Annotated in this window: 15 protein-coding genes; 9 read left to right on the top strand and 6 right to left on the bottom strand. The window is 69.1% G+C overall.

Translation table 11 applies throughout. The features are described 5' to 3' along the window. Window positions 1-618: 618 nt before the first annotated feature. Window positions 619-1308, bottom strand: coding sequence for a DUF4232 domain-containing protein (locus tag KVT44_RS11805; protein WP_217566986.1), 690 nt, complete (start codon window positions 1306-1308; stop codon window positions 619-621). 316 nt (window positions 1309-1624) lie between these two features. Continuing rightward, window positions 1625-2101, bottom strand: coding sequence for a hypothetical protein (locus tag KVT44_RS11810; protein WP_217566987.1), 477 nt, complete (start codon window positions 2099-2101; stop codon window positions 1625-1627). 278 nt (window positions 2102-2379) lie between these two features. Here KVT44_RS11810 and KVT44_RS11815 point away from each other — a divergent pair, with 278 nt between their 5' ends. Continuing rightward, window positions 2380-2760, top strand: coding sequence for a hypothetical protein (locus KVT44_RS11815; protein WP_143687875.1), 381 nt, complete (start codon window positions 2380-2382; stop codon window positions 2758-2760). Between the two features lie 424 nt (window positions 2761-3184). Here the strand turns inward: KVT44_RS11815 and rph are convergent, their stop codons facing one another. Further along, window positions 3185-5782, bottom strand: a complete 2598-nt coding sequence (gene rph, locus KVT44_RS11820) for a rifamycin-inactivating phosphotransferase (protein WP_217566988.1) — start codon at window positions 5780-5782, stop codon at window positions 3185-3187. A gap of 536 nt (window positions 5783-6318) precedes the next feature. Continuing rightward, the gene (locus tag KVT44_RS11825; RefSeq protein ID WP_217566989.1) at window positions 6319-7077 is read right to left on the bottom strand and encodes a dienelactone hydrolase family protein; all 759 of its coding nucleotides are present in this window, start codon (window positions 7075-7077) and stop codon (window positions 6319-6321) included. A gap of 381 nt (window positions 7078-7458) precedes the next feature. Between KVT44_RS11825 and KVT44_RS11830 the strand changes: the two genes are divergently transcribed. Beyond that, window positions 7459-8097, top strand: coding sequence for a hypothetical protein (locus tag KVT44_RS11830; protein WP_217566990.1), 639 nt, complete (start codon window positions 7459-7461; stop codon window positions 8095-8097). A 63-nt stretch (window positions 8098-8160) separates the two neighbouring features. Here KVT44_RS11830 and KVT44_RS11835 read toward each other — a convergent pair whose 3' ends face one another. Next, window positions 8161-10269, bottom strand: a complete 2109-nt coding sequence (locus KVT44_RS11835; RefSeq protein ID WP_217566991.1) for an alpha-galactosidase — start codon at window positions 10267-10269, stop codon at window positions 8161-8163. Between the two features lie 183 nt (window positions 10270-10452). Here KVT44_RS11835 and KVT44_RS11840 point away from each other — a divergent pair, with 183 nt between their 5' ends. The 7 genes from KVT44_RS11840 (at window position 10453) to KVT44_RS11870 (ending at window position 20665) form a co-directional block, all read left to right on the top strand. Continuing rightward, window positions 10453-11631 (top strand): ROK family transcriptional regulator, encoded by a 1179-nt coding sequence (locus KVT44_RS11840; RefSeq protein WP_099924611.1) that lies wholly within the window; start codon window positions 10453-10455, stop codon window positions 11629-11631. A 122-nt stretch (window positions 11632-11753) separates the two neighbouring features. Next, the gene (locus KVT44_RS11845) at window positions 11754-13067 is read left to right on the top strand and encodes an ABC transporter substrate-binding protein (RefSeq protein ID WP_217566992.1); all 1314 of its coding nucleotides are present in this window, start codon (window positions 11754-11756) and stop codon (window positions 13065-13067) included. A gap of 26 nt (window positions 13068-13093) precedes the next feature. Then, window positions 13094-14032, top strand: a complete 939-nt coding sequence (locus KVT44_RS11850; protein ID WP_308313968.1) for a sugar ABC transporter permease — start codon at window positions 13094-13096, stop codon at window positions 14030-14032. 98 nt (window positions 14033-14130) lie between these two features. Further along, window positions 14131-14955, top strand: a complete 825-nt coding sequence (locus tag KVT44_RS11855) for a carbohydrate ABC transporter permease (RefSeq protein WP_254649277.1) — start codon at window positions 14131-14133, stop codon at window positions 14953-14955. A 36-nt stretch (window positions 14956-14991) separates the two neighbouring features. Next, a complete protein-coding gene (locus tag KVT44_RS11860) occupies window positions 14992-16809 on the top strand; it encodes a carbohydrate-binding protein (RefSeq protein ID WP_217566994.1) in 1818 nt (605 codons plus the stop codon). 176 nt (window positions 16810-16985) lie between these two features. Then, complete coding sequence (locus KVT44_RS11865) at window positions 16986-19418, top strand: glycoside hydrolase N-terminal domain-containing protein (protein WP_217566995.1); 2433 nt, start codon at window positions 16986-16988, stop codon at window positions 19416-19418. Next, the gene (locus KVT44_RS11870; protein ID WP_217566996.1) at window positions 19415-20665 is read left to right on the top strand and encodes an SGNH/GDSL hydrolase family protein; all 1251 of its coding nucleotides are present in this window, start codon (window positions 19415-19417) and stop codon (window positions 20663-20665) included. The genes KVT44_RS11865 and KVT44_RS11870 overlap by 4 nt, the downstream gene beginning before the upstream one ends. 22 nt (window positions 20666-20687) lie before the next feature. Here the strand turns inward: KVT44_RS11870 and KVT44_RS11875 are convergent, their stop codons facing one another. Next, window positions 20688-22496, bottom strand: coding sequence for a coagulation factor 5/8 type domain-containing protein (locus KVT44_RS11875; RefSeq protein WP_217566997.1), 1809 nt, complete (start codon window positions 22494-22496; stop codon window positions 20688-20690). Window positions 22497-22598 lie beyond the last annotated feature (102 nt).

Raw genomic sequence — 22598 nt, forward strand, 5'->3', positions numbered from 1 at the left:
GGAAGGGTCATCTGACGCACGTATTTTCGTGCCGGCAAGGCGTTCCGTGGTCGTGGCCACAGGTTCCGAGAGCGACCTTTCGCAGCTCGAAGTGGGCGAGGAACTGGTCCCATTCGGCGGCGATGAGCTCACGGTATTCGTCGCTGGACCGCTCCGCGTGGCGGCGGGCGATGAAGGCTCGGTGATGCGCGATTACGTCTTCGGGACGGATCGCGATGTACCCCATCGTCGTGTCGACCGTGGAGTGGCCCCAGACCTCGGCCGCAATGTGCGAGGGCGACCCGGAGAGGATGGCGTCGGTGATGGAGATCCTCCGGAAGCCGTGGGGCGGCCACCGCGTGCCCCCTCCCTCCGGCCAGGTTCGGCTCCCGGACCACGGTGGTGGCCGCCGGACACGTGCCCGGCAGTCCGGCCCAGTAGTTCCAAGTCTCCGTACAGCGCGTAGTTCCAAGTCTCCGTACAGCGCGGTGGAGACAGCCCCGAACCGCCCGGATTCCCATGGGCAGCAGCCACTGGATGTTCTGCGTGACCAGCCTGAGGTCGGAGGTGCGGTTGCGGCTCAGTTCCTGCCGGGACTTGTTGGAGGCATGCGACAGTGCGTACGTCTCAGTCCGGCCGTCAGCTGCCGACGGGGCCGGTGTAGGTGCCGGGGTGCGTGGCGCCGTCCTGGAGCAGGACGCTGCCGCCGGGCCAGGCCAGGGTGGTCGAGGTGGTCTCGTTCGGCGGGGTGACGACGACCGAGGTGGCCTTGAACTCGGTGCCGCTGCCCTGGTTCCACGGCAGGAAGGTGATGGTGAACGTCGTGCTGCTGCCGGCGGCCAGGGTGACCTTCTTGGGCGTCGCACTGCTGCGGGTCAGCGACCAGCTGCCGCCGGAGGACTTCAGGTCGACCCCGGGGAAGCCCTGGATGGTGCACGCGGCGGACGTCTTGTTCTTCAGCACCACGGCCAGCTGCTGCTGGTCGTCCGAGCTGCTGACCTTGCCGTCGCCGGAGCCGAACGAGAAGCCCAGTCCGGCGGTGTGGCAGCGGCCCGCGCCGGTGCCGCCACCGCTGCCCCCGGTGCTGGTGCCCGTACCGCTGCCCGTGCTGGTGCCCGTACCGCCGCCGCCCGTGCTACTGCCCGCATCCTTGGTGGCACCCGCGTTCTCGGCCGGGGCGCCGCCAGTCGCAGTGGCCGAGGGCGAGGAAGCCGGTGCGGACGACTGGTCGCCCGACGCGTCGTTGCCGCTGCCGTTCCCGCAGGCCGTGAGCGTCAGGGCCAGCGCGGACGTGGCGGCGAGTGCGGTGGCGGCGTGGAACAGGCGCATGGTGGTTCTTCTCCGTTGCATGAGGGGCGCTGGGAGGGCGCCGTGTTGATCACCACAGTACGAGGAGATCATCAACAGCCCTGTAACAGAGGTGTCCTGACCTCGCGTCAGCCGTCCAGAAGGCTTTCAGGACACAGGTCAGGTTCCGCGACCCGCGTGCGACCGCAGTCGACCGCCGCCTGATGAAGCCCGGCACCGTGACCTTCACCAGCGCCATCCTCAAGCGGGCCCTCGTCGACGGCTCCACTGGACGGTGACGTGGGCCAGAGCCGTCAAGTTGGCTCTGGCCGGCGGTCCGAGACGGGCATCGTGGTGTTCACGGCCGCTTGGCCCGCCGGAGGCCGGCTTCGTCGACGAGCCGGTGATACTCAGCCTCAGCGGCTGTGTCCAGAAAGGTCACCCGGTGCCACCGGGCTCGGTCGTAGCCGTCGCACTCGCGCCAGGGGTGAAGGATGCCGCAGAGCTGGTTCCAGCACTCCGTGATCACGGTGAGTCGCTGCTTCTCCGCGGCGAGCCGCTCGTCCGTGGTCAGCGTTGTGCTGGCAGCCGGTGGTGCCGCCGGGCGGTTGCGGAAACGACCCCTCGGGGGGCCGAGGATCTGCGCGTCGAGTGCCATCACGAGCGCGGACACGGCCTCGGCGAGAGCTGCGGCCGTTCGGTGCTCCTCCGTGTCGTCATGGTGAGTGCGTTCCAGCGCTTCCAGACGTGGCGTCAGAAAGTCTGCGATCGCCCACGCGTCGTCCGCCGTGACGTCCACAGCGTGGTGCAGCGTTCGCTCCGGATCGGTACTCATCAGCGGGTCTCCCTTGCCAATGTGGCGTCTGCTCCGAATGGGCGGGACGCGGATGAGAACGATCATTCGTAAGAGCGGGACTCTAGGCGGCGCACCGGACGACCGTCCATTCTCCTTTGGGCCACCTCACGGAAGCCCGGTCAGAGCCGCGTGAATCCCCAGGTCGTCGCGCGCCAGTGAGGGTGCGGATTTCTTCCAACTGCGCTCGTTTTAACGGGACTTGAATGTACGGTCGGCTGCGGCCGCTCACCAGGAGGGGCCAACGCAGGGGGAGAACTGTGTCAGAGATTTCCCGGCGGACCGTGCTGGGCGCCGCCGCCGGCACGGCCGCAGCGGCAGCGCTTCTCACCACGGCAGGGACAGCGCAGGCAGCCGCCACCGTGGACGACAAGAGCGACGACACCCGGCAGGCCACGAACCAGGAGACCGATACACCCATGGCCGTCACCACCGAAGAGCAGAAGTACGAAGCCTACGTGGCCAACGATGAGGGCGAATGGCTGACCCACGCCATCTTCGACGCCCACGCCGATATCGGCGACATGTGGGCCTTCGTCGACGCGGCCCTGGCCCGCCTGCGACCTAGGTACCCGAACTACACATTCACCGGGAACGTTCGGCGGTACGACCAGGTGATCACCGACATCGCACACCCGTAAGGACTCGCTTCCGGAACGGACACCACGCGAGCCGGGTCGAGCCCGGCAGTGCCGTACCGACTGTTGGGCGTGCCGCGAGATGGACCTTGGTGGTCGGAGTCACGCGAGAGACTGGCCCGAGCATCCGTCCCGCCGGGACCGGCGGCGGGCCGAAACGTCCCGGGTGACTTCCTGCAGGGCGCGGCGTACAACTCGGCAGCGTGCCGTGACCCTGATCATCCTGTGATGGGAGACCCGCCGCTGACATCGACGGTGGGCCCACTCCGGCGGCTCACCGGAGCGGCCCACCTGAGTCTTCGCCGTTCGCGAGCTCGTGGACGGGGGATTCGCACCGGAAGCCGCCAGGCCCCCTATCCAGCCTCGGGCTTCACTGCTTGGCGTTGTTCAGCCGGAAGCCACGGATCGGGCTTCTCGGTGTGCTCGGTCAAGGCAGGATCTCGACATACCCGTCGGTTCCGTGCACGCGGATCCGCTGCCCGTCCCGGATCAGCCGGGTGGCTTGCTCCACGCCCACGACGGCCGGCAAGCCGTACTCCCGGGCGATCACCGCGCCATGGGTCATCAGGCCGCCCACCTCCGTCACCAGGCCCGCGATTCCGACGAACAGCGGCGACCAACTCGGGTCCGTGAAGGTCGTGACCAGGATGTCGCCCGCTTCGAGATCGGCCTCCGCGATGTCAAGGATGACGCGGGCCCTCCCCTCGATGGTCCCGGCGGAAACCGGGAGGCCGATCAGGGCGCCGGCCGGCACGTCGTCGCGCCGGTACGCCCCGGTGACGGCCTCACCATCCGAGGTGAGCACCCGGGGCGGTGTGAGCGCGTGGTACGACCGGAAGGCGTCCTTGCGCTGCTGGATGAGCGGGCCATCCAGCTGGTTCGAGCGCACGACGTCGTGGAGTTCCTGGAACGTGAGGTAGAAGATGTCCTCCTTCTCAGGAAGCATGTTGGCCTGCACGAGGCGCTCGGCCTCCTCCAACAGGGCCTGCTTGTAGACGAAGTAGCGGCTGACGATGCCGTACTTCGGGTACTCCCGGTACCCGATGAAGGTTCTGACCCGGTCGATCATCCGCTTGGCCTCGTCGGCTTTCCGGTCCCCGTCCGGCAGGGCCCGCAAGCGTGACAGCACGTCCTGTTCCTTCTTCTGCGCCTTCTGCCGCCCTTGTTCGAAGCGCCGCTCGGCGGCGCCCGGCTCGAAGTTCCTGACGTTGTCGAGGATCACGGGCACGAGCGTGGTGGGGCGCTCGCGCCAACGTGGCCTCGTGATGTCGATCTCGCCGACGCAGCGCATGCCGTACCGGTCGAGGTAGGCCTCTATGGCGTCGCGCGCTTCGGCCCCGCCGGTGAGTTTCGCCAGCTCGTCCAGGAAGCCCTCGTCCTCGACTCCCTGCAGGAACGCCACCGCCTCCGAGTGCGGGCGGATCACGTCCGCGACGTCGAGCAGCGCCAGTCCCATCTCCGACGTGACGTTGTCGGGGGCGGACAGCGTCAGTGTGTCAGCCGCGTTCTTCTCGCCGAGCCACTCCTGCAGCGTGTCGTTGAGCCACCACGTGGCCTCCATCCCCGCCATGATCGCCTGCATGCTCAGCGGATCACTGAGGACTCGCTTGTGCTCCTCGAAGGCCTCCAGCAGGAAGTCGAACAGCGCCGGTCCGGTCTTCGTCCGGATGTCGCGCTCCAGGGCGGCGATGGACTCCTGGCTGCGCTCGATCAGCTCGGTGACGATGGCCGGATCGGTCTCGATCGTGGCGGACGCACCGCCGGCCGGCGGCCCGCCGGGACCCGCGTCCGGGAGCGACGGGACGAAATCGTCGCGGTCGAGGACGGTCTCCAGAGCGTCCCTGATCAGCGGATCGCCTCTCCCCACGACGTCCAGGAGGCCGGCGCGGCTCGCGGGCGAGGCCAGGCGCCGGGTGACGTCGACGAACAGCCTCCCGCCGGCCGTGTGCATCGGCACCATGGCCGTCAGCTGCCACATGGAGAGCCCCAGGGGCTTCATGGGGTCGGTCATCATCTGCCCGTGACCAACGGAGACGTAGACGTGATGCTCCTGGTCGCCGGTCTCGGGGATGGGGAACAGGGTCGTGATCGGCCGGCTCTGCACTATCTGGAAGTCATCGTCGACCAGGCACCATTCGATGTCCTGCGGGCGGCCGAAGTGCGCTTCGATCCGCCGCCCGAGCTGCACGAGCCGCACGACCTGCGCATCCGTCAGCGCCGGCTGCTCCTGCCGCCGCGAGTCGATCGCCACTTCCTGCGTACCGCCGGTCGGCAGGGCGTGAACGGCACGCTGTTTGGCGGCGATCGCCTTGGCGACGACTTCGCCGTGTCGCACCTTGAAGACGTCCGGGTTCACCAGGCCGGAGACCAGGGCCTCGCCGAGGCCGAAGCCGGCGTCCACGGTGGCGACCTTCCGGTTGCCCGTGACGGGGTCGGCCGTGAACAGGATGCCGGACGCATGCGGGAAGACCATCCGCTGCACGACCACGGCCATGTGGACCGTACGGTGGTCGATGCCGTTCCGCTGGCGGTAGGTCACGGCCCGCTCGGTGAACAGCGAGGCCCAGCACCGGCTGACGTGCTGGAGGATCGCCGTCGGCCCCACGACGTTCAGGTACGTGTCCTGCTGGCCGGCGAAGGAGGCCGTCGGCAGGTCCTCTGCCGTCGCGCTGGATCGGACGGCGCAGGCGGCCTGCCCGCCGAGCTGGGCGAGCGCGCGGGTGATCACTGCCGCGAGATCGCCCGGGATGGCGATCCCTTCGACGGTCCGGCGGATCTGCGCGCTGAGCGTGCGGATCGCTTCCCGGTCGTCCGGGTTCAGGCGCGACAGCTGATCGAGCCGATCGTCGAGCGACGGCGCTTCTGCCATGATCCGCCGGAAGGCGTCCGTCGTCACGCAAAAGCCGGCCGGCACGCGGATGCCTTCGATCCGCGACAGCCCGCCCAGGTGCGCGCCCTTGCCGCCGACGACCGCGACCTGCGTCTCGTCAACCTCTTGAAGATCCAACACGTACCGCTCAGTCATTGCGATACCTCCGAGGCAACCGTGCTCCGTGTCCCTGGTTGCCGTCCCTCTGATGAGCCGACCGACCGCTCCGCCCGGTCGGGCCAATGCGTCGACAACAACACACGCACGTCGTGTCCCCATTTCCGCAGGTTGTGGCATCGGCCGACGATTCTGCGGCATGACCCGGGTCTTGCGGCAAGCCCCCCAGCGCGCTATACGTTGAGAGTGGCAAGGAGAGAGCTCTCCTTGCCTTTGCCGTTTGCCGTCCAATGCAACTGAAAAGCTTCTCGCGAAGCGCGGCCTACGGGTCTCCGGAGGTTGTCGCGCCACGCGAGTGCTGGGCCGAGCTCGGCAAACGGACGCTTGACGGTCGCCGTAGCTCGAATCGGTCGACACCCAAGCGAACGGCCCCACGCCACCCCACCCAGATCGTGGCCCGGCTGCGGGGGGTACGGCGCGAGCCGAGGCGGCTGGCCGAGATGGGACGGGGTATCGGCGACCGGCTCGAAGCCGGACGCCGACACCGCCGTCAGGTCAGGTCAGGTCAGGTCAGGTCAGGCCGGTGACGTGCCGGACCGGCCGAGATGCCGGAGGAAGAACCGGGCCGAGTTGTCGACCTCGAATCCGGGCACCTGGTTGTGCCTGCCCGGGTAGGCGTGCAAGGCCTTTTCCTTCGAGGCGCAGGCGTCGAACAACGCGAGACCGGCCTGGCGGTTGATTTCCTCGTCGTCCCACGGGAGCAGGAACTCGATCGGGATGGTGATCTGTCTGGCCGCCTCGGTCAGCGCCTCGTACACGAAGACCCCGCCGAACGCCGCGGCGGTGATCCGGGGTTCGATGGCCGCCAGCAGCAGTCCGGTCGCGGTGCCCAATGTCATGCCGCCATAGCCGACCGGCGCTTCGGGGCCGATCTCGGGCAGAGCCTGGAGGGCGTCCAGGGTTGCCTGCCATTCCGGCACGGCGCGCTCCGCCAGTGAGCCGTTGAAGTCGACGATGATCGGGCCGATCGGCTCTCCTGCCGCCCGGGCCTGCAGGAGAGCGGCGACCCACTGCTTGTCCTCCGCGTTTCGCGGCCGGTCGCCGTGTCCAGGCGCGTCGATGGCGGCCACGGTGAAACCGCAGGTGGTCACGTAGTGGTGTGCACGGGCCAGGATTCCCGGTGCCTTCTTGTGCAGGCCGCCACTGTGACCCATCAGGACCAGGGGTGCACCATCGGAGCCGGATGCGGGTGACCAGAGCACGCCGGTGACCTCATCCAGAGTGAAGTTGCGTTCGACGACACCGTTCGACGATGTCTCCGCGGTGAAATGCATGGGTTGTTGCCCTTCGGGAGTGCCTTGTTGAGGCGCTCCCGGCGACACCTACGTCAATCGCCCAACCGTGAAGAAGAGGGGGAGCACCCATTGGATACGGCCTTCATGGGTCTCACCTCCTCGCGCGATGTCACGGTGTCCCGGACGCTAGCAGCCCTGGCATCGTCCCGCCCAACCCTTTTCCGTCGAACTGGGAGCGCCCCGGGCGCCACGCTGAAGGCGGCTCGGCGTTGCTCGTGCCGTCCCGCGCCGAGACCCCGGTTTGCCGTGGGCCGGGCAACCCCAACGGGTCAGCACCGATCGCGGACGCGGAGCCCGGCACGGAGCATGAGGGAGGCCCGCAGACCGGGTTTTCGGACCGGCAGGAAGAGGACGAGCTCCATGAGCAGACGCACCCACGGTGGCCCGGCACGGACCCGCCGCAGCCGCGCGACCGCGGCCCTCCTGGCCACCCTGACCTGCGGCGCCGCGCTCGTCTCGTGCAGCACGAACAGCGGCGGCGACAGCGGCGCCGCCGCTGTCGCCCCGCGCGCCACCCCGCCGGACACCTCGTCGTTCAGTGGCACACCGCCGTCCGCCCTGGCCTCGGCCGCCTCCTCGATCATCGGCTCCGCCCGGGCCTCGGCCTCGGCGGCGGCCTCCTCGCTGTCCGCCGCGGCCTCGGAGTTCGAGGCGTCCGTCTCGGCCGACACGGCCCGCGCGAGCGCGCAGGCACAGGCGGAGCTGAACAAGGTGCAGGGCCCCGGGAACGCGCGGTCCGACGTCGCCATGACCGGCCTGCCCAGGGCGAAGACGGGCGGCCTGCTCGCCGTGCTCGTCAACATCACCAACAACACCGATCGCACGGCCTCGTACGCCGTCCAGGTCGACTTCAAGAACGCCGACGGCAAGGTCGTCGAGACCAGGTTCGTGGGCGCGGAGAACCTCAAGCCGGGCCAGCGCGCTCAGCCCGTCGCCATCAGCAGACAGCCCACCCAACCCCAGCTCACCCCGGTCCTGGCGAAGGCCCAGCGGTACTGACGGGCCCCCGACTGGCGAGAGCGAGAGCGACATCGGGCGGCCCACCAGCACATTGACGGGGTGTCAGTCCTCCCGGACGAGGTGCACCGCCGTGCTGGACCAGTCGCCCGCCGGCAGCTCGAGGTCGATACCGTACTCGCCGAGCACCGTGGAGTGGTGCACGGCGCCGGTGCGGGCGTCGCGATAGCGGCCCCCGGGAGTCAGACCGCGCGGCCGGACCGGCAGCCTCGGCGCGCCGTGGCGGGAGACACGCCGGTAGGCGAGCAGCAGGGTCTCGGAGGCGTCCGCGGCGGTGTACTGCACCACGCAGACCGAGTCCTCGGCGGGCGGCGACAGCCGGTCAAGCCTGCCGTGCTGGACGAGATGGCGGACCCTCTTGTACGTGGCGACCAGGTCGGCCCCCTCCCGCAGTTCCTCCTCGGACCAGCGGGTGAGATCGCCCCCGATGCCGAGCGCCCCGGCCATCGCGACGTGGAAGCGGAAGCGCAGCGGGACCGTACGGCCGGTGAGCTGGTTGGGTACGTCGGTCACCCAGGCGCCCATCGTGCGGGCGGGGTAGATCTGGCCGTAGCCCTGCTGGATCCCCATCCGGTCGGCGGCGTCGGTGTTGTCCGACGCCCACGCCTGGTCCGTACGGGAGAGAATGCCCAGGTCGACCCGGCCGCCGCCACCGCTGCACGTCTCGATCCGCAGCGCCGGATGGTCCGCGCGCAGCCGGTCGAGGACGCCGTAGAGATTGCGCACGTACGCGGGGCCGAGGCGGTCGGCGCCGTCCTCCCGGTCGGGCCAGCCGGCCTCGCTGAACGCGCGGTTCATGTCCCACTTGAGGAAGTCGATGCCGTGGTCGCCGACCAGCCGAGTCAGCCAGCCGTGGGCCCAGTCGGCGACCTCGCGGCGGGCGAAGTTGAGGACCAGCTGATTGCGCAGCTCGGAGCGGGGGCGGCCGGGGAAGTGCAGTACCCAGTCGGGGTGTTCGCGGTACAGGTCGCTGTCCGGGTTCACCATCTCGGGCTCCACCCAGAGGCCGAAGCGCATCCCGAGCCCGTGCACCGCGCGGACCAGCGGGGCCAGCCCGTCCGGGAAGCGGTCGGGCGCCGGTGTCCAGTCGCCGAGGCCCGCCCGGTCGCTGCGGCGCGCCCCGAACCAGCCGTCGTCGACGACGTAGAGCTCCACCCCGAGTGCCGCCGCCCGCTCGGCGAGCGCCTTCTGCCCGACCTCGTCGACGTCGAAGCCGGTCGCCTCCCAGGAGTTGTAGAGCACCGGGGCGAACTCGTCCGCATGGGGCAGGACATGGGCCAGGACGTACGCGTGCCAGGCGCGGCTGGCCGCGCCGAAGCCGCCGTCGGTGCACAGTCCCGCGAACGGGGGAGTGGCGAACTCCTCGCCCGGCGCGAGCGGCACGGTCGTGCCGTCCTGGCCGGGGCCGCCGGTGAATCCGGCCCGCCCGTCGGGGGTGCGCTGCACGGTGACGCGCCAACTCCCGCTCCACGCGAGGGCGGCGCTCCACACCCGCCCGTGCTCCTCCGTCGCCTCACCCGCGTCGAGCATCAGCCACGGGTTCGCGTGGTGGCTGGTGATCCCGCGACGGCTGGTCAACACGGTTTCGCCGTACGGCAGTCGGTCGCGTCGCAACTGGCTCTCGGCGGACCACTGGCCCGTGACATGGCTGAGCCGGTAGTCCCGCTGCGGCGGCAGGGTCCAGGCGGCGGAGTCGGCACGCAGCAGGGTGACGGGCTCGTCGCCGTCGTTGCGGACGACGGTCCAGCGCTCGATGACGTCCGTGTCCTCGCGCACCCGGTAGTGGAGCGCCACCCGCAACGGGTAGCGGCGGTCGCGGAACGACAGGGTCAGCTCGCCCTCGTCGACCTGGTGGCCGGTCGGCTGCCATTCGAAGGCGCGGGAGCCGTCCGCGAACCGGACCTGCAGTGACGGCGGTCCGTAGCGTGTGCCGCCGTCGACGGGCAGCTCCTCCCCGACGGGCGGCCTGCCCTCGAAGCTGCTGGCCTCGGGCGCGGGTGGCACGGCGAGCTCCTCGGCCTCCGCGGGCGTCAGTCGTGGACCCCACGCGACATGGCAGGGCGCTCCGGTCTCGTCGATCCGCAGCGCGTACGAGGTGCGCGGTGTGGACAGCAGCCAGACCCCGGTGTCCGGGGCGAAGGAGATCGGCGACATGGATCCTCGCGTTCGGGTGGTGCTCACGTACGAGACAAGGAAAAGCCAACCCTGACCTTGGATCACGTGTCAATGGCTGCTCGCATTCTGGAATTCACAGGTCACAGGTACCTCATGGAGCATCCTCAAGAGAATCCTGTTTCTTTCATTGACAGCAGAAAATAAGGGCCTTAGGTTCCGGCCATGCGTTCGACCTCTCTCACCGAGGCGTTCCCGGCCCACACGCCGGCCGCTTCCCAGATCTTCACCACCGTGCTGTCCCACGGCCCGCTCACGCGGTCGGAGATAGCGGGGCGGACCCAGTTGTCGGCGGCGGCGGTCACCAAGGCGGTCCGGCCGCTGATCGAGGCCGGCTACCTCGTGGAGGACATCGCCGAGGACGCACGGCAGCCCGTCCTCGGGCGGCCCGCCAACCCGGTGCGGGTCGACGGAGGGAGGGCCCTGTTCCTGGGAATCAAGGTGACGGGCGACGAGCTCATCGCCGTACTCACCGACCTGTGCTGCCGCATCCGGGTCGCCCGGCGCGTTCCGCTCACCTCCCGCGAACCCAAGGCGGTACTGACCTCCGTCGCGGGACTCGTACAGGAACTGCTGACGGAGGCGGACGGCTTCGGGGTACAGGTCCGGGGGCTCGGCATCGCCGTCTCGGGTGACGTGGACCGGGCGGCCGGGGTGGTGCGCTACTCGCCGTTCCTGGAGTGGCGCGACGTTCCCCTCGCCGAACTGGCCGCGACCACGACCGGACTGCCGGTCACCCTCGACAACGACGTTCGGGCGCTGACGGTGGCCGAGCAGTGGTTCGGGGCCGGGGTGGGGCTGTCCGACTTCGCGCTGGTGACCGTCGGCGCGGGCATCGGCTGCGGCCTGGTGGTGCACGGACAGGTGGTGGCGGGAGCGCACGGCGTGGCCGGTGAGATCGGGCACGTGGCGATCGACCCGGCCGGTCCTCGCTGCCACTGCGGCAACCGGGGCTGCGTCGAGGCGATCGCCTCGGACCCCGCGATCGTCGGCCGGATCCGGGAGGTGACCGGCGCGAGTGTCGCCGACGCCACCGCGGCCCTGGCCCTCGCCCACGACGGCGACCCCGGCGCCCGGGAGGTGTACGCCCGGGCGGGAGCGGCGATCGGCCGGGGCATCGCGACCGTGGCCAACCTCCTCGGCCCCGAGCGCGTGATCATCTCCGGCGAAGGACTGGCCGCCTACGACCTGTTCGCCGAACAGATCCGTGACGCGTTCGCCGCGGCCGCGTTCGGTTCGGCCGCGGACTGCGACGTACAGACCAGGCCGCTGCCCTTCGAGGAGTGGGCGCGTGGCGCGGCGGCCACCGCCATCCAGTCCTTCACCACCTCGGACGCGCGCTGAGGAGCACGACGCCCTGAGGGGCGAGCACGCGCCGACGAGCACACCACGCACCGACCAGCACGTACTGAAGCACAGCCACGCACTGAAGATCAGACATGTACGGACACGCGTGAGGAGCAACAATGACGCAGCAGAGCCGCAACCCCCTGGCTGCGCGTGACCCGGGCCGCCGCAGAGTCGTCGGCGGACTGTTCGGACTCGGCGCCGCCGCACTGGCCGCGCCCGTTCTGACCGCTTGCGGCGGGGGAGCGGGGGCCGACCCGAAGACGGTCACCTTCGGATCCAACGGCGGCGACGCCACGCCCAAGAAGGCCTACGCCGCCGTCACGGAGGCGTTCGTCAAGGACAGCGGGCTGAAGGTGAAGACGAACACCGTCGACCACGACACCTTCCAGAAGAGCATCTCCACCTATCTGCAGGGCACCCCCGACGACGTCTTCACCTGGTTCGCCGGCTACCGCATGGACTACTTCGCCAAGAAGAAGCTCTGCAGCCCCCTCGACGACGTGTGGGACAAGATAGGCGCCGACTTCAGCGACGCCACCAAGCAGCTCGCGCGCGGCGAGGACGGCAAGTACTACTTCGTGCCGCTGTACAACTACCCGTGGGCCGTCTTCTACCGCAAGAGCCTGTTCAAGGAGCGCGGCTACCAAGTCCCGCAGAAGTGGAGCGAGTTCATCGCGCTCACGAAGCGGATGAAGAAGGACGGGCTGTCGCCGATCGCCTCCGGCTACGGCGGTGGCGACGCCTGGAGCATCCTCGGCGCCTTCGACTACGTGAACCTGCGGACCAACGGCTACGACTTCCACATGTCGCTGATGCGCGGCAAGGTCTCCTGGACCGACAAGCGCGCCCTCGCCATCCTCGACCACTGGCGCGAACTCGCCCCCTACTACCAGCAGGGTGCCGCCGGCCGTTCCTGGCAGGACGCCGCCCAGTCGCTGCTCGACAAGAAGTCCGGGATGGCCGTCATCGGCCTCTTCCTCGGACAGCAGATCACGGACGAGAAGATACGCGCCGACATCGACTTCTTCCCCTTCCCCGAGATCGACGCCGCGCACGGTCAGGACGCCGTCGAGGCACCCACCGACGGCTTCATGCTCAGCCGCCGGCCCAAGAACGAGGCCGGTGCCAAGAAGTTCCTGGAGTTCCTCGGCGGCGCCCACACCGAGGAGCTGTACATGGGCGTCGACCCGAGCAACCTCGCCGTCAACGACAAGGCGAGCACCGGCTCGTACAACGCGCTCCAGAAGAAGTCCGCCGACCTCATCGCCTCCGCCAAGCAGATCAGCCAGTTCGCGGACCGCGACAGCGACCCCGGCTTCATCTCCACCGTCGTACTTCCCGGCCTGACCGAGTGGCTCAGCCACCCCGACGACGGCTCGGGAACGCTGAAGAAGATCGAGTCCCAGCGTTCGCGCTTCTTCACGGCCTGACCAGGACCGGAAAGGTCTCACGCACCGTGTCCTCCGCGCCCACCACGCCCCCCGCCTCGCGACGCGCCCGCCCCCGCCGGCTCGGCACCGGCGACCGGATCTTCCTCACCGTCATCATCGGCATCCCGCTGGCGGCCCTGCTCTTCTTCGTCTGGCTGCCCGCGCTGGCCTCCCTGGGGCTGTCCTTCACCACCTGGGACGGCATCGACCTGGCCGACATCCACTGGATCGGCCTGGACAACTACAAGGAGATCTTCACCAACTACCCGCCGTTCTGGCCCGCGGTGCGGCACAACGTGATCTGGCTGCTGTTCACGGCCCTGCTGCCGACCCCGTTCGGCATCTTCCTCGCCTACCAGCTCGACCGGAAGATCCGCTTCACGAGGATCTACCAGACCGCCATCTTCCTGCCGATGGTGCTCTCCCTGGCCGTCGTCGGCTTCATCTGGGAGATCATCTACAACCCCGACACCGGGCTCCTCAACGGCATCCTGGGCGCCGCCGGATCCAGCCACCACATCGACTGGCTGGGCAACTCCGACCTCAACCTGTGGGCCGTCCTGGTCGCCTCCAGCTGGCGGCACACCGGATACATCATGATCCTCTACCTGGCCGGCCTGAAGGGCTTCGACCCGGCGCTCAAGGAGGCCGCCGCGCTCGACGGCGCCAACGGACGCCAGACCTTCCTGCGGGTGGTCTTTCCGGCCCTGAAACCGGTCAACGTCATCATCCTGGTCATCACGGTCATGGAGTCCCTGCGGTCCTTCGACGTCGTCTACGTCCTCGGCGGCGGCGTCGGAAGCAAGCCGGGCATGGAACTCCTGTCCCTCCTCATCACCGACAACATCATCGGCGAGTCCAGTCACATCGGTTACGGGTCCGCCCTCGCGGTCGTCCTGCTCGTGGTCTCCCTTGCCGCCATCGGGACGTTCCTCGTCCAGAACTTCCGCAAGGAGGACCAGTGACCACGACCGTGCCGCGCCCGGCCTCCCGACCGCGGACCCGGCGCGCGCAGCAGACGCCGAAGACCCCCTCCGGGCCGCGGCGCCAGACCGGCCGTCATCTGATGCTGGGCGGCATCGCCCTGCTGTGGCTCGTCCCGCTGCTGTGGGCCATGTACACCTCGCTGCGGCCCTACTCGGACACCGCGAAGCACGGCTATCTCTCCTGGCCCCACAGCCTCAGTCTCGGCAACTTCAGCGACGCCTGGAGCCAGTCCGGGATGCCGCACTTCTTCTGGAACTCCGTCCTCATCACGGTGCCGTCCGTCCTGTGCACCCTGCTGTTCTCGGCGGCGGTCGCCTTCTTCGTCTCCCGCTTCGACTTCCGCTGGAACATCGTCCTGCTGATGCTGTTCACCGCGGGCAACCTGCTCCCGGCACAGGTCCTCATCACCCCCCTGTACCGCCTCTACCTCCTCATCCCGCTGCCGCAGTGGATGAGCGACTCCCTCCTCCTCTACAACTCGGCCTGGGGCATCATCGCGATCCACATCGCCTACCAGTCGGGGTTCTGCACCTTCGTCCTCAGCAACTACATGAAGACGATCCCGAAGGAGATCTCCGAGGCGGCGCTCGTGGACGGTGCCCCCGTCTGGCGCCAGTTCTTCCAGATCATCCTGCCGCTGTGCCGCCCCGCGTTCGCGGCCCTCGCGACCCTCGAATCGATCTGGATCTACAACGACTTCTTCTGGCCGCTCGCGCTGATCGAGAGCGGCGACAAGCGCCCGATCACCTCCGCCCTGGCCAACCTCCAGGGTGCGTACTTCACCAATCCCAACCTCATCGCGGCCGGTGCACTGATGACCGCGATCCCCACACTCCTGGTGTACTTCGCGCTCCAGCGCCAGTTCATCAGCGGACTCACCATCGGCTCGGGCAAGGGCTGAGCCGCCCCAACCCTGACCCCACAGGAGGCACGACCCATGCGGTCATCCTCGTATTCCGTCCTGCCCGCACGCACCCTGAGAGCCGTGGTGGTGTTCGCCCTCACGGCAGGACTCGCGACGACCGTCCCGGCCGCACAGGCCAAGACCCCGGTGCCGCGCGAGACCACCGCCACCACTCCCGTCGCCGCCAAGCCGTACATGGGCTGGTCGAGTTGGAGCATGCAGTCGTCGAAGTACCCGGGCCTCAACCCGGACGGCGACTACAGCTACCTCACCGAGGCGAACGTCCTGAAGCAGACGGACGCCCTCGCCGCCAGGCTGAAGAACTACGGCTACGACCATGTCAACATCGACGCCGGCTGGTGGATGGACAAGACCTGGAAGACGGGCTTCGACCAGTACGGTCGCCAGACGCCCGACCCGGTCCGCTTCCCCCACGGCATGAAGTCGGTCGCCGACCACATCCACTCCAAGGGCCTCAAGGCCGGCATCTACCTGCCCGTCGGCCTGGAGAAGGGCGCGTACGGCGACGGCAGTACGCCGATCTGGAACGCCCCCGGCTGCACCACCGCCGACATCGTCTACCCGGACCTGCGCACCACCAACGGCTGGGACAACGCCTACAAGATCGACTTCGACAAGCCCTGCGCGCAGAAGTACATCGACTCGCAGGCGCAGCAGTTCGCGGACTGGGGCTACGACTTCCTCAAGCTGGACGGCGTGGGCCCGGGCTCCTTCAAGTCCGGTGACAACTACAACAACGTCCCCGACGTCGCAGCCTGGCAGAAGGCCATCGCCACCGCCGGGCGCCCGATCCACCTCGAACTCTCCTGGTCGCTCGACATCGGCCACGCCGCCGACTGGAAGAAGTACTCCAACGGCTGGCGCATCGACACCGACGTCGAGTGCTACTGCAACACCCTCGTCACCTGGGAGAACTCGGTCAACGACCGGTGGGACGACGCCCCCGCGTGGAGCCGCAAGGCGGGCCCGGGCGGCTGGAACGACCTGGACGGCATCGACGTCGGCAACGGCGAGATGGACGGCCTCACCAAGGCCGAGCGGCAGAGCTACATGACCCTGTGGGCCATCAACAAGTCGCCGCTGTTCACCGGTGACGACCTCACCAAGCTGGACAGCTACGGGGTCTCCCTGCTGACCAACAAGGAAGTCATCGCCGTCGACCAGAACGACTCGCCCGTCGCGCGTCCGGTCACGCCCGTCGGCGACCAGCAGGTCTGGGGCACCAAGAACCCCGACGGCAGCTACACCGTCGCCCTGTTCAACCTCGCCGACTCGCCGGCCTCCGTCACCGCCCAGTGGGCCTCCCTCGGATTCACCGGGAACGCCTCCGTGCGCGACCTGTGGAACAAGGCGAACCTCGGGACCTACAAGAACAAGATCACCGAGGCGCTGCCCGCCCACGGCTCACGGCTGTTCACCGTCAAGCCAGGCAGCGGCACGCTGACCACCACGAGCTACGAGGCCGAGTCCGACGCCAACACCCTGTCGGGCAACGCCTCGGTCGCCGGCTGTGACGCCTGCTCCGGCGGCAAGAAGGTCGGCAACCTCTACACCGGCGGCAAGCTGCGGTTCAACGACGTCACGGTGAAGAAGGACGGCATCTACACCGTCCAGGTCGCCTACGTCAGCGGCGACCCCCGCTCGGTGACCGTCTTCTCCAACAGCGGCAACGGCACCAGCGAGAAGTTCCCCTCCACGGGCGACTGGAGCACGGCCGAGACGGTCAGCGTCCAACTGGCGCTGAAGGCGGGCTCCAACACGATCACCTTCGACAGCGGCAGCGGATACGCCCCCGACATCGACAGGATCGTCGTTCCGCAGTCGGTCTGAGTCCCGCAGTCGGTTCTTGGTCCAGCAGGCGGTTCTTGGTTCAGCGGTCGGTTCTCAGTTCAGCAGTCCGTCCGACCCGCTTCCCGCGGGGCCCGGTGACACGACCCGGGCCCCGCGGGGACCCGCAGCACGCCGACGGTCCGCAGCCGTCGTTCCCGCATGAGCAGCTCCCGGATATGGAGTGCAACACCGTGGACGTTCAGCACACCGCATCACGCGACAACACCTCCAGCCGCAGAGGCTTCCTCGCCCTCGCCGCCGCGGCCGGCGCGGCCACCGCACTGGGTGGTCTGCCCGCCTTCACCGCCTCGGCAGCCCCCATGCGCCCCACCGCATCGCCCATGCTGTCCGCGGCCGAAGCCGCGAAGAACCAGCTGTGGTGGGCGGCTCCCGGTTCCGCCAAGTCGATGATCGAGCAGGGGCTGCCGGTCGGGAACGGGCGCCTCGGGGTGCTCGCGAGCAACGACCCCGCCGACGAACTCCTGATGATCACCGACGCCACCCTGTGGACCGGAGGTCTCAACGACAAGCTGCAGAGCGACGGTCAGTTCCCGTACGGCCGAGACGACTTCGGCTCCCTGACGATGCTGGCCGAACTCACCGTGGCCCTTCCCGACCACGACCTGGGCAACGTCAACAACTACCGGCGCACCCTCGACCTGGCCCAGGGCCTGATCAGCACCTCGTACGACATCTCCGGCGTCACCTACCGGCGGCAGATCTTCGCCAGCCGCCCCGACGACGCCATCGTCCTGTACTTCTCCCAGCAGGGCGGCGGCTCCTACACCGGTACCGTCTCCCTCGCGGGCACCCACGGCGAGTCCACCACCGCCAACAGCGCGGGCCGCTACGCGTCGTTCGGCGCCTCCTTGGCCAACGGCCTGAAGTACGGCGCCGCCGTCACCGCGTACAGCGGCACGGGCAGGGTCCGCGTCGACGGTACGTCGATCGCGTTCAGCGGCTGCAAGGACCTCACCGTCGTCGTCAGCGGTGGTACCAACTACGTGCCCGACGCGGCGACGAAGTTCCGCGACCCGTCCCTGGCCCCGGAGCGCCTCGCCAGGACCAAGGTCCTGAACGCGGCCGGCCACTCGGCGAGCACCCTGCTGCACACGCATGTCGCCGACTTCCGGGCCGTGTTCGGACAACTGGACATCGACCTCGGTACGTCCTCCGTCGCGCAGCGCGAACTGGACACCTGGGAGCGGCTGCGGGCGCGCCACCGGGACGACATCCCCGACCCGGAACTCGAGGCCGCCTACCTGCAGTTCGGCCGTTACCTCATGATCTCCGGATCCCGGGGCAGCCTGCCGATGGGCCTCCAGGGCCCCTGGCTGGACGGCAACGACCCGGACTGGATGGCCGACTACCACACCGACGTCAACCTCCAGATGAACTACTGGATGGCCGACCGGGCGGGCCTGTCCGAATGCTTCGACGCCTTCACCGACTACTGCCTCGTACAGCTGCCCGACTGGACGGAGGTCACCCAGCGGCTGTTCAACGACTCCACCAACCGGTACCGCAACTCCAGCGGAAAGATCGCCGGCTGGACCGTGGCGATCTCCACCAACCCCTATGGCGGAGGCGGCTGGTGGTGGCACCCGGCCGGTAACGCCTGGATCTGCCAGAGCCTGTTCGAGCACTACGAGTACACGCAGGACCGCGCCTACCTCAAGAAGATCTACCCCCTCCTCAAGGGCGCCGTGCAGTTCTGGGAGGCCCGCCTCATCACCACGACCGTCACCGACACGTCCGGGACCGAGCGCGAGGTCCTCATCGCCGACAGCGACTGGTCGCCCGAGCAGGGTCCGCTCGACGCCAAGGGCATCACGTACGCCCAGGAACTGGTGTGGAACCTCTTCGGCAACTACCACACCGCGACCGAGGCGCTCGCCAAGGACGCCGCCTACCGCAAGACCATCGACGGTCTGCGGGCGCGCCTCTACCTGCCCGTGGTCAGCCCCAAGACCGGCTGGCTCGAGGAGTGGATGTCGCCCGACAACCTCGGCGAGACCACCCACCGGCACCTCTCCCCGCTCATCGGCCTCTTCCCCGGCGACCGGATCCGTCCGGACGGCTCCACGCCGAAGGACATCCTCGACGGCGCGACCGCCCTGCTCACCGCGCGCGGGATGAACAGCTTCGGCTGGGCCAACGCCTGGCGCAGCCTGTGCTGGGCGCGGCTGAAGAACGCCGAGAAGGCCTACCAGCTGGTCGTCAACAACCTGAAGCCGTCGGTCAACGGCAGCAACGGCAGCGCGATGAACCTCTTCGACATCTACGAGGTGGAGACGGGCCGGGGCATCTTCCAGATCGAGGCGAACTTCGGCACCCCCGCGGCGATCGTCGAGATGCTGGTCTACTCGCGGCCCGGACACATCGAGCTGCTGCCCGCCCTGCCCGCCGCCTGGGCGGCATCCGGCTCGGTGTCCGGCGTGGGCGTCCGCGGCGGCTTCGTCGCCGACCTCAGCTGGAAGAACGGCAAGGTGACCCGGGCCACGCTGAAGAGCGTCGGCGGCCGCGAGACGACCGTCGTCGCGGGCGGAGCCTCCCGCAAGGTCAGCCTCAAGCCCGGCGAGTCCGTCACCCTGAGGGGCCTCGGGTGAGCGGCGCCCGGTTCCGACGCCGCGCCGTGGGCGTCGTATCGGCGCTGCTCCTCGCGGTCTGCGGACCCCTGACCGCCTCGGCGGCGGCGCAGCCGGGGGCCTCGTCGGGCACGCCGGTGACGCCCGCGGCCGAGGCGCGGGCGAAGCACTCCGTGGTCACCTGGGGTGCCAGCGCCGACCGGCAGGGGGCGGGACCCGCCGACCGCAGCTACCGACTGATCGTGCGCACCAGCGTCGGCGGCACGAACCTGCGGATCCGGCTGTCCAACGCTTTCGGCGAGCACCCGGTGACCTTCGCGAGCGCGTACGCCGGGCTGCGGAAACAAGGTGCGGAGCTGGTCCACGGCTCCAACCGGCGGCTGTCCTTCGGCGGAGCCGCGTCCGTCACCGTCCCGGCCGGCGAGACCGTGCTCAGCGATCCGCTGCCCGGAACACTGGCCGCCCAGAGCGACCTGGTCATCAGCCTGTACGTGACCGGCGCCCAGGGACCGACGACCGGCCACGGCATGGCCATGCAGACCAACTACGCGACCGCGGGCGACCACGCGGCCGAAGAAGGCGCGGCCAACTGGACCGATCCGATGGGCTCCTGGTACTGGCTGGACGCCGTCGACGTGGAGACGTCCGCCTCGGTCGGCTCGGTGGTGACCCTCGGCGACTCCATCACCGACGGATGGGCCTCGACCACCGACCAGAACCGCCGCTGGCCCGACTATCTGTCCCGGCGGCTCCAGGCCGCGTCCGGGCTCACCGTGAAGGGAGTGGCGAACGAGGGGATCTCGGGCAACAAGGTGCTCGCGGACGGCGCCGGGCAGGCCGCCCTGAACAGACTCCAGCGTGACGTCCTCTCCCAGCCCGGGGTCCGCACGGTCTTCCTCTTCGAAGGCATCAACGACATCAAGGCCCACTCCGGTGTCACGGTGGACGACATGATCGCCGGCTATCGGCAGATCATCGACCGGGCCCACGCGGCGGGCAAATGTGTCGTCGGTGCGACCGTCATGCCGTTCAAGGGCTGGTCCGAGTACGACGCCGCCTCCGAGGCCGTGCGCCAGGGCGTCAACGACTGGATCAGGAACAGCGGCGCGCTCGACGCCGTGACGGATTTCGACAGGATCACGCGCAATCCGTACGACCCGCAGTTGATCCTGCCGTTCTTCGACGGCGGCGATCACCTGCACCCCAACGACAAGGGGATGCAGGCGATGGCCGACGCGGTGGACCTCGGGAGCCTGACGTCCTGCTGAACTCAGGCTCCGCGCGGGGCGGTCAGGGGTACGAGACCACGGTGGACGGCACCGTCGAGGTGCCCGACGTGGGTGCGCCGGTCTCGTTGACGACGTGCTCGTACTGACCCTGGCCGCCCAGCGAGACGACCAGCAGGTCGTGGAACTTCACGCCCGGTGTGTTCGGCGCGGCGAAGCCGTTGTGCTGGACGATCGTCGGGTCGACGTTGTAGTAGCAGTAGCTGCCCAGGCCCCATCCCTCGTGCGTGGTCACGGAGTCGGCGACCTTGTAGGCCGCGTACCCCTTGACGCTTCCGTTCTGGATGGCGGCCTGGTTCGGCGCGTCGTACGCCTTCTCGTTCTGGAAGAAGATGGTGCGCCCGCGCTGTCCGTACCACTGGACGTCGTACTTGTTGAAGTGCTCGACGAACAGACCGGTGGCCAGGACGTCGTCACCGTTGACGCGGATGCCGTAGTCGGCCCGGTTGGTCTCCCAGCCGACGCCGGTGCCGTGGTCGGCGCGCCAGACCCAGGTGTGGTCGATGATCGTGTGGCGGCTGTTGATCACCATGCTGGTGGTGGCCTTGCCGGCGCCCGCGCCGCCGATCCGGATGAAGACGTCCTGGACCGTGGTCGGGTTGGCGGAGTGGTTCGCGGAAGCCCCCGTGGGGCCCACCTCGAGGAGCGTCGACGAGTTCACGGGACCGGCGTCGATGAGGAATCCCGCCAGCCGCACCCCGTCGACGTCGGCCGTCCTGAGCGCGGTCACACCGTTGTCCGGGATCAGGGTGGCGTAACCGAGCCCGAGGACCACGGTGCCCGCGCGGTTGACCTGGATCGGCTGGTCGAGGTGGTAGATCCCCGGGGTCAACAGCAGATGGAGGCCCTGGGTGAGCGCGGCGTTCAGGGTGGCGGCGGTGACGCCGGGCTTGGCGACGTAGAACTGGGTGAGCGGCAGCGACGTGCCGCGCGGGGTGCCGCTGCCCCAGGTGGTGCCGCGGGCGTTGGTGCGCCGCTCCGGAAGGAAGACGCGGTACTCGCTGCCGTTGAGGTACAGGAACGGCTTCTCCCGGGACACCGGTGTGGTGTCGAGGGTGGTGTACGGCGGGTTCGGGAAGGACTGCGCGGGTGCGCCCTGGACACCGGAGAAGACCATGTTCCAGACGGCGTTGGCCCAGCCGCCCACCGAACTGTCGCGGGTGTACCACTGCTGCTGCGAGTACGGTCCGACCGAGCCGTCGATACGGCTGTCGGCGATGTAGCCGCCGCTGGCCCAGCCGTAGCCGGTGGGGGCGAGGTTGAGACCGCCCTTGACGTGCATCCGCCGGAAGGGCGCGGCCTGGGCGACCGCCCACCGGTTGGTCCCGCTGACCGGGGTGAGGGCGAGATTCTCCGCCGAACGCCAGAAGTTCTGGGTGGCGTTGCCGTTGAACCAGCCCGCGTCGACGGTCACATCGCCGTTGATCGCCGTGTCGTCGGGGGACAGGCCGAGGCCCGCGATCGAGGTGTAGAAGCCGAGTTGGGCGTTGAGCCCGTTGTAGGTGCCCGGCTTGAACAGCAGCGCGTAGCGGCCTGTGCCGAACTGGGCCGACTCCTGCTGTCGGAACACCTCGTCCAGCTTGGCCTGGATGCCGGAGGTCGACGGGTCGAACACGATGACGTTCGGGCCGAGATCGCCGCCGCCGGGCAGGGCTCGCGGCTGCGCGACGGGTGCCGCGGACGCGGCGGACGCCGGCGAGGACAGACCGAGCAGCGTGGGCGCGGCCGCGGTGGCGGCCATCGCTCCGAGGACGGACCGTCTGGCGGGAAGGGACCGGACGGAGTCCGGGGAATCCATGGGGAAGTGAGGCATGGGGGGCGACTCTCCTGGTTCAGAAAGTGAACGGTTGGAGGTGCGGGGAGCGCTCTCTTGCCGATGCATGCTTCATCCGCGTGAACACAGCGTCAAGAGTTG

It is taken from the genome of Streptomyces sp. GbtcB7 (genome assembly GCF_019091445.1).
Taxonomy (GTDB): Bacteria; Actinomycetota; Actinomycetes; order Streptomycetales; family Streptomycetaceae; genus Streptomyces; species Streptomyces mirabilis.

Excerpts from the sequence above, each read along its gene's own strand:
- KVT44_RS11805 (WP_217566986.1), bottom strand. The coding sequence starts at position 1,308 with ATGCGCCTGTTCCACGCCGCCACCGCACTCGCCGCCACGTCCGCGCTG.
- rph (WP_217566988.1), bottom strand. The coding sequence starts at position 5,782 with ATGACTGAGCGGTACGTGTTGGATCTTCAAGAGGTTGACGAGACGCAG.
- KVT44_RS11825 (WP_217566989.1), bottom strand. The coding sequence starts at position 7,077 with ATGCATTTCACCGCGGAGACATCGTCGAACGGTGTCGTCGAACGCAAC.
- KVT44_RS11810 (WP_217566987.1), bottom strand. The coding sequence starts at position 2,101 with ATGAGTACCGATCCGGAGCGAACGCTGCACCACGCTGTGGACGTCACG.
- KVT44_RS11845 (WP_217566992.1), top strand. The coding sequence starts at position 11,754 with ATGACGCAGCAGAGCCGCAACCCCCTGGCTGCGCGTGACCCGGGCCGC.
- KVT44_RS11865 (WP_217566995.1), top strand. The coding sequence starts at position 16,986 with ATGGAGTGCAACACCGTGGACGTTCAGCACACCGCATCACGCGACAAC.
- KVT44_RS11830 (WP_217566990.1), top strand. The coding sequence starts at position 7,459 with ATGAGCAGACGCACCCACGGTGGCCCGGCACGGACCCGCCGCAGCCGC.
- KVT44_RS11860 (WP_217566994.1), top strand. The coding sequence starts at position 14,992 with ATGCGGTCATCCTCGTATTCCGTCCTGCCCGCACGCACCCTGAGAGCC.
- KVT44_RS11840 (WP_099924611.1), top strand. The coding sequence starts at position 10,453 with ATGCGTTCGACCTCTCTCACCGAGGCGTTCCCGGCCCACACGCCGGCC.
- KVT44_RS11875 (WP_217566997.1), bottom strand. The coding sequence starts at position 22,496 with ATGCCTCACTTCCCCATGGATTCCCCGGACTCCGTCCGGTCCCTTCCC.
- KVT44_RS11835 (WP_217566991.1), bottom strand. The coding sequence starts at position 10,269 with ATGTCGCCGATCTCCTTCGCCCCGGACACCGGGGTCTGGCTGCTGTCC.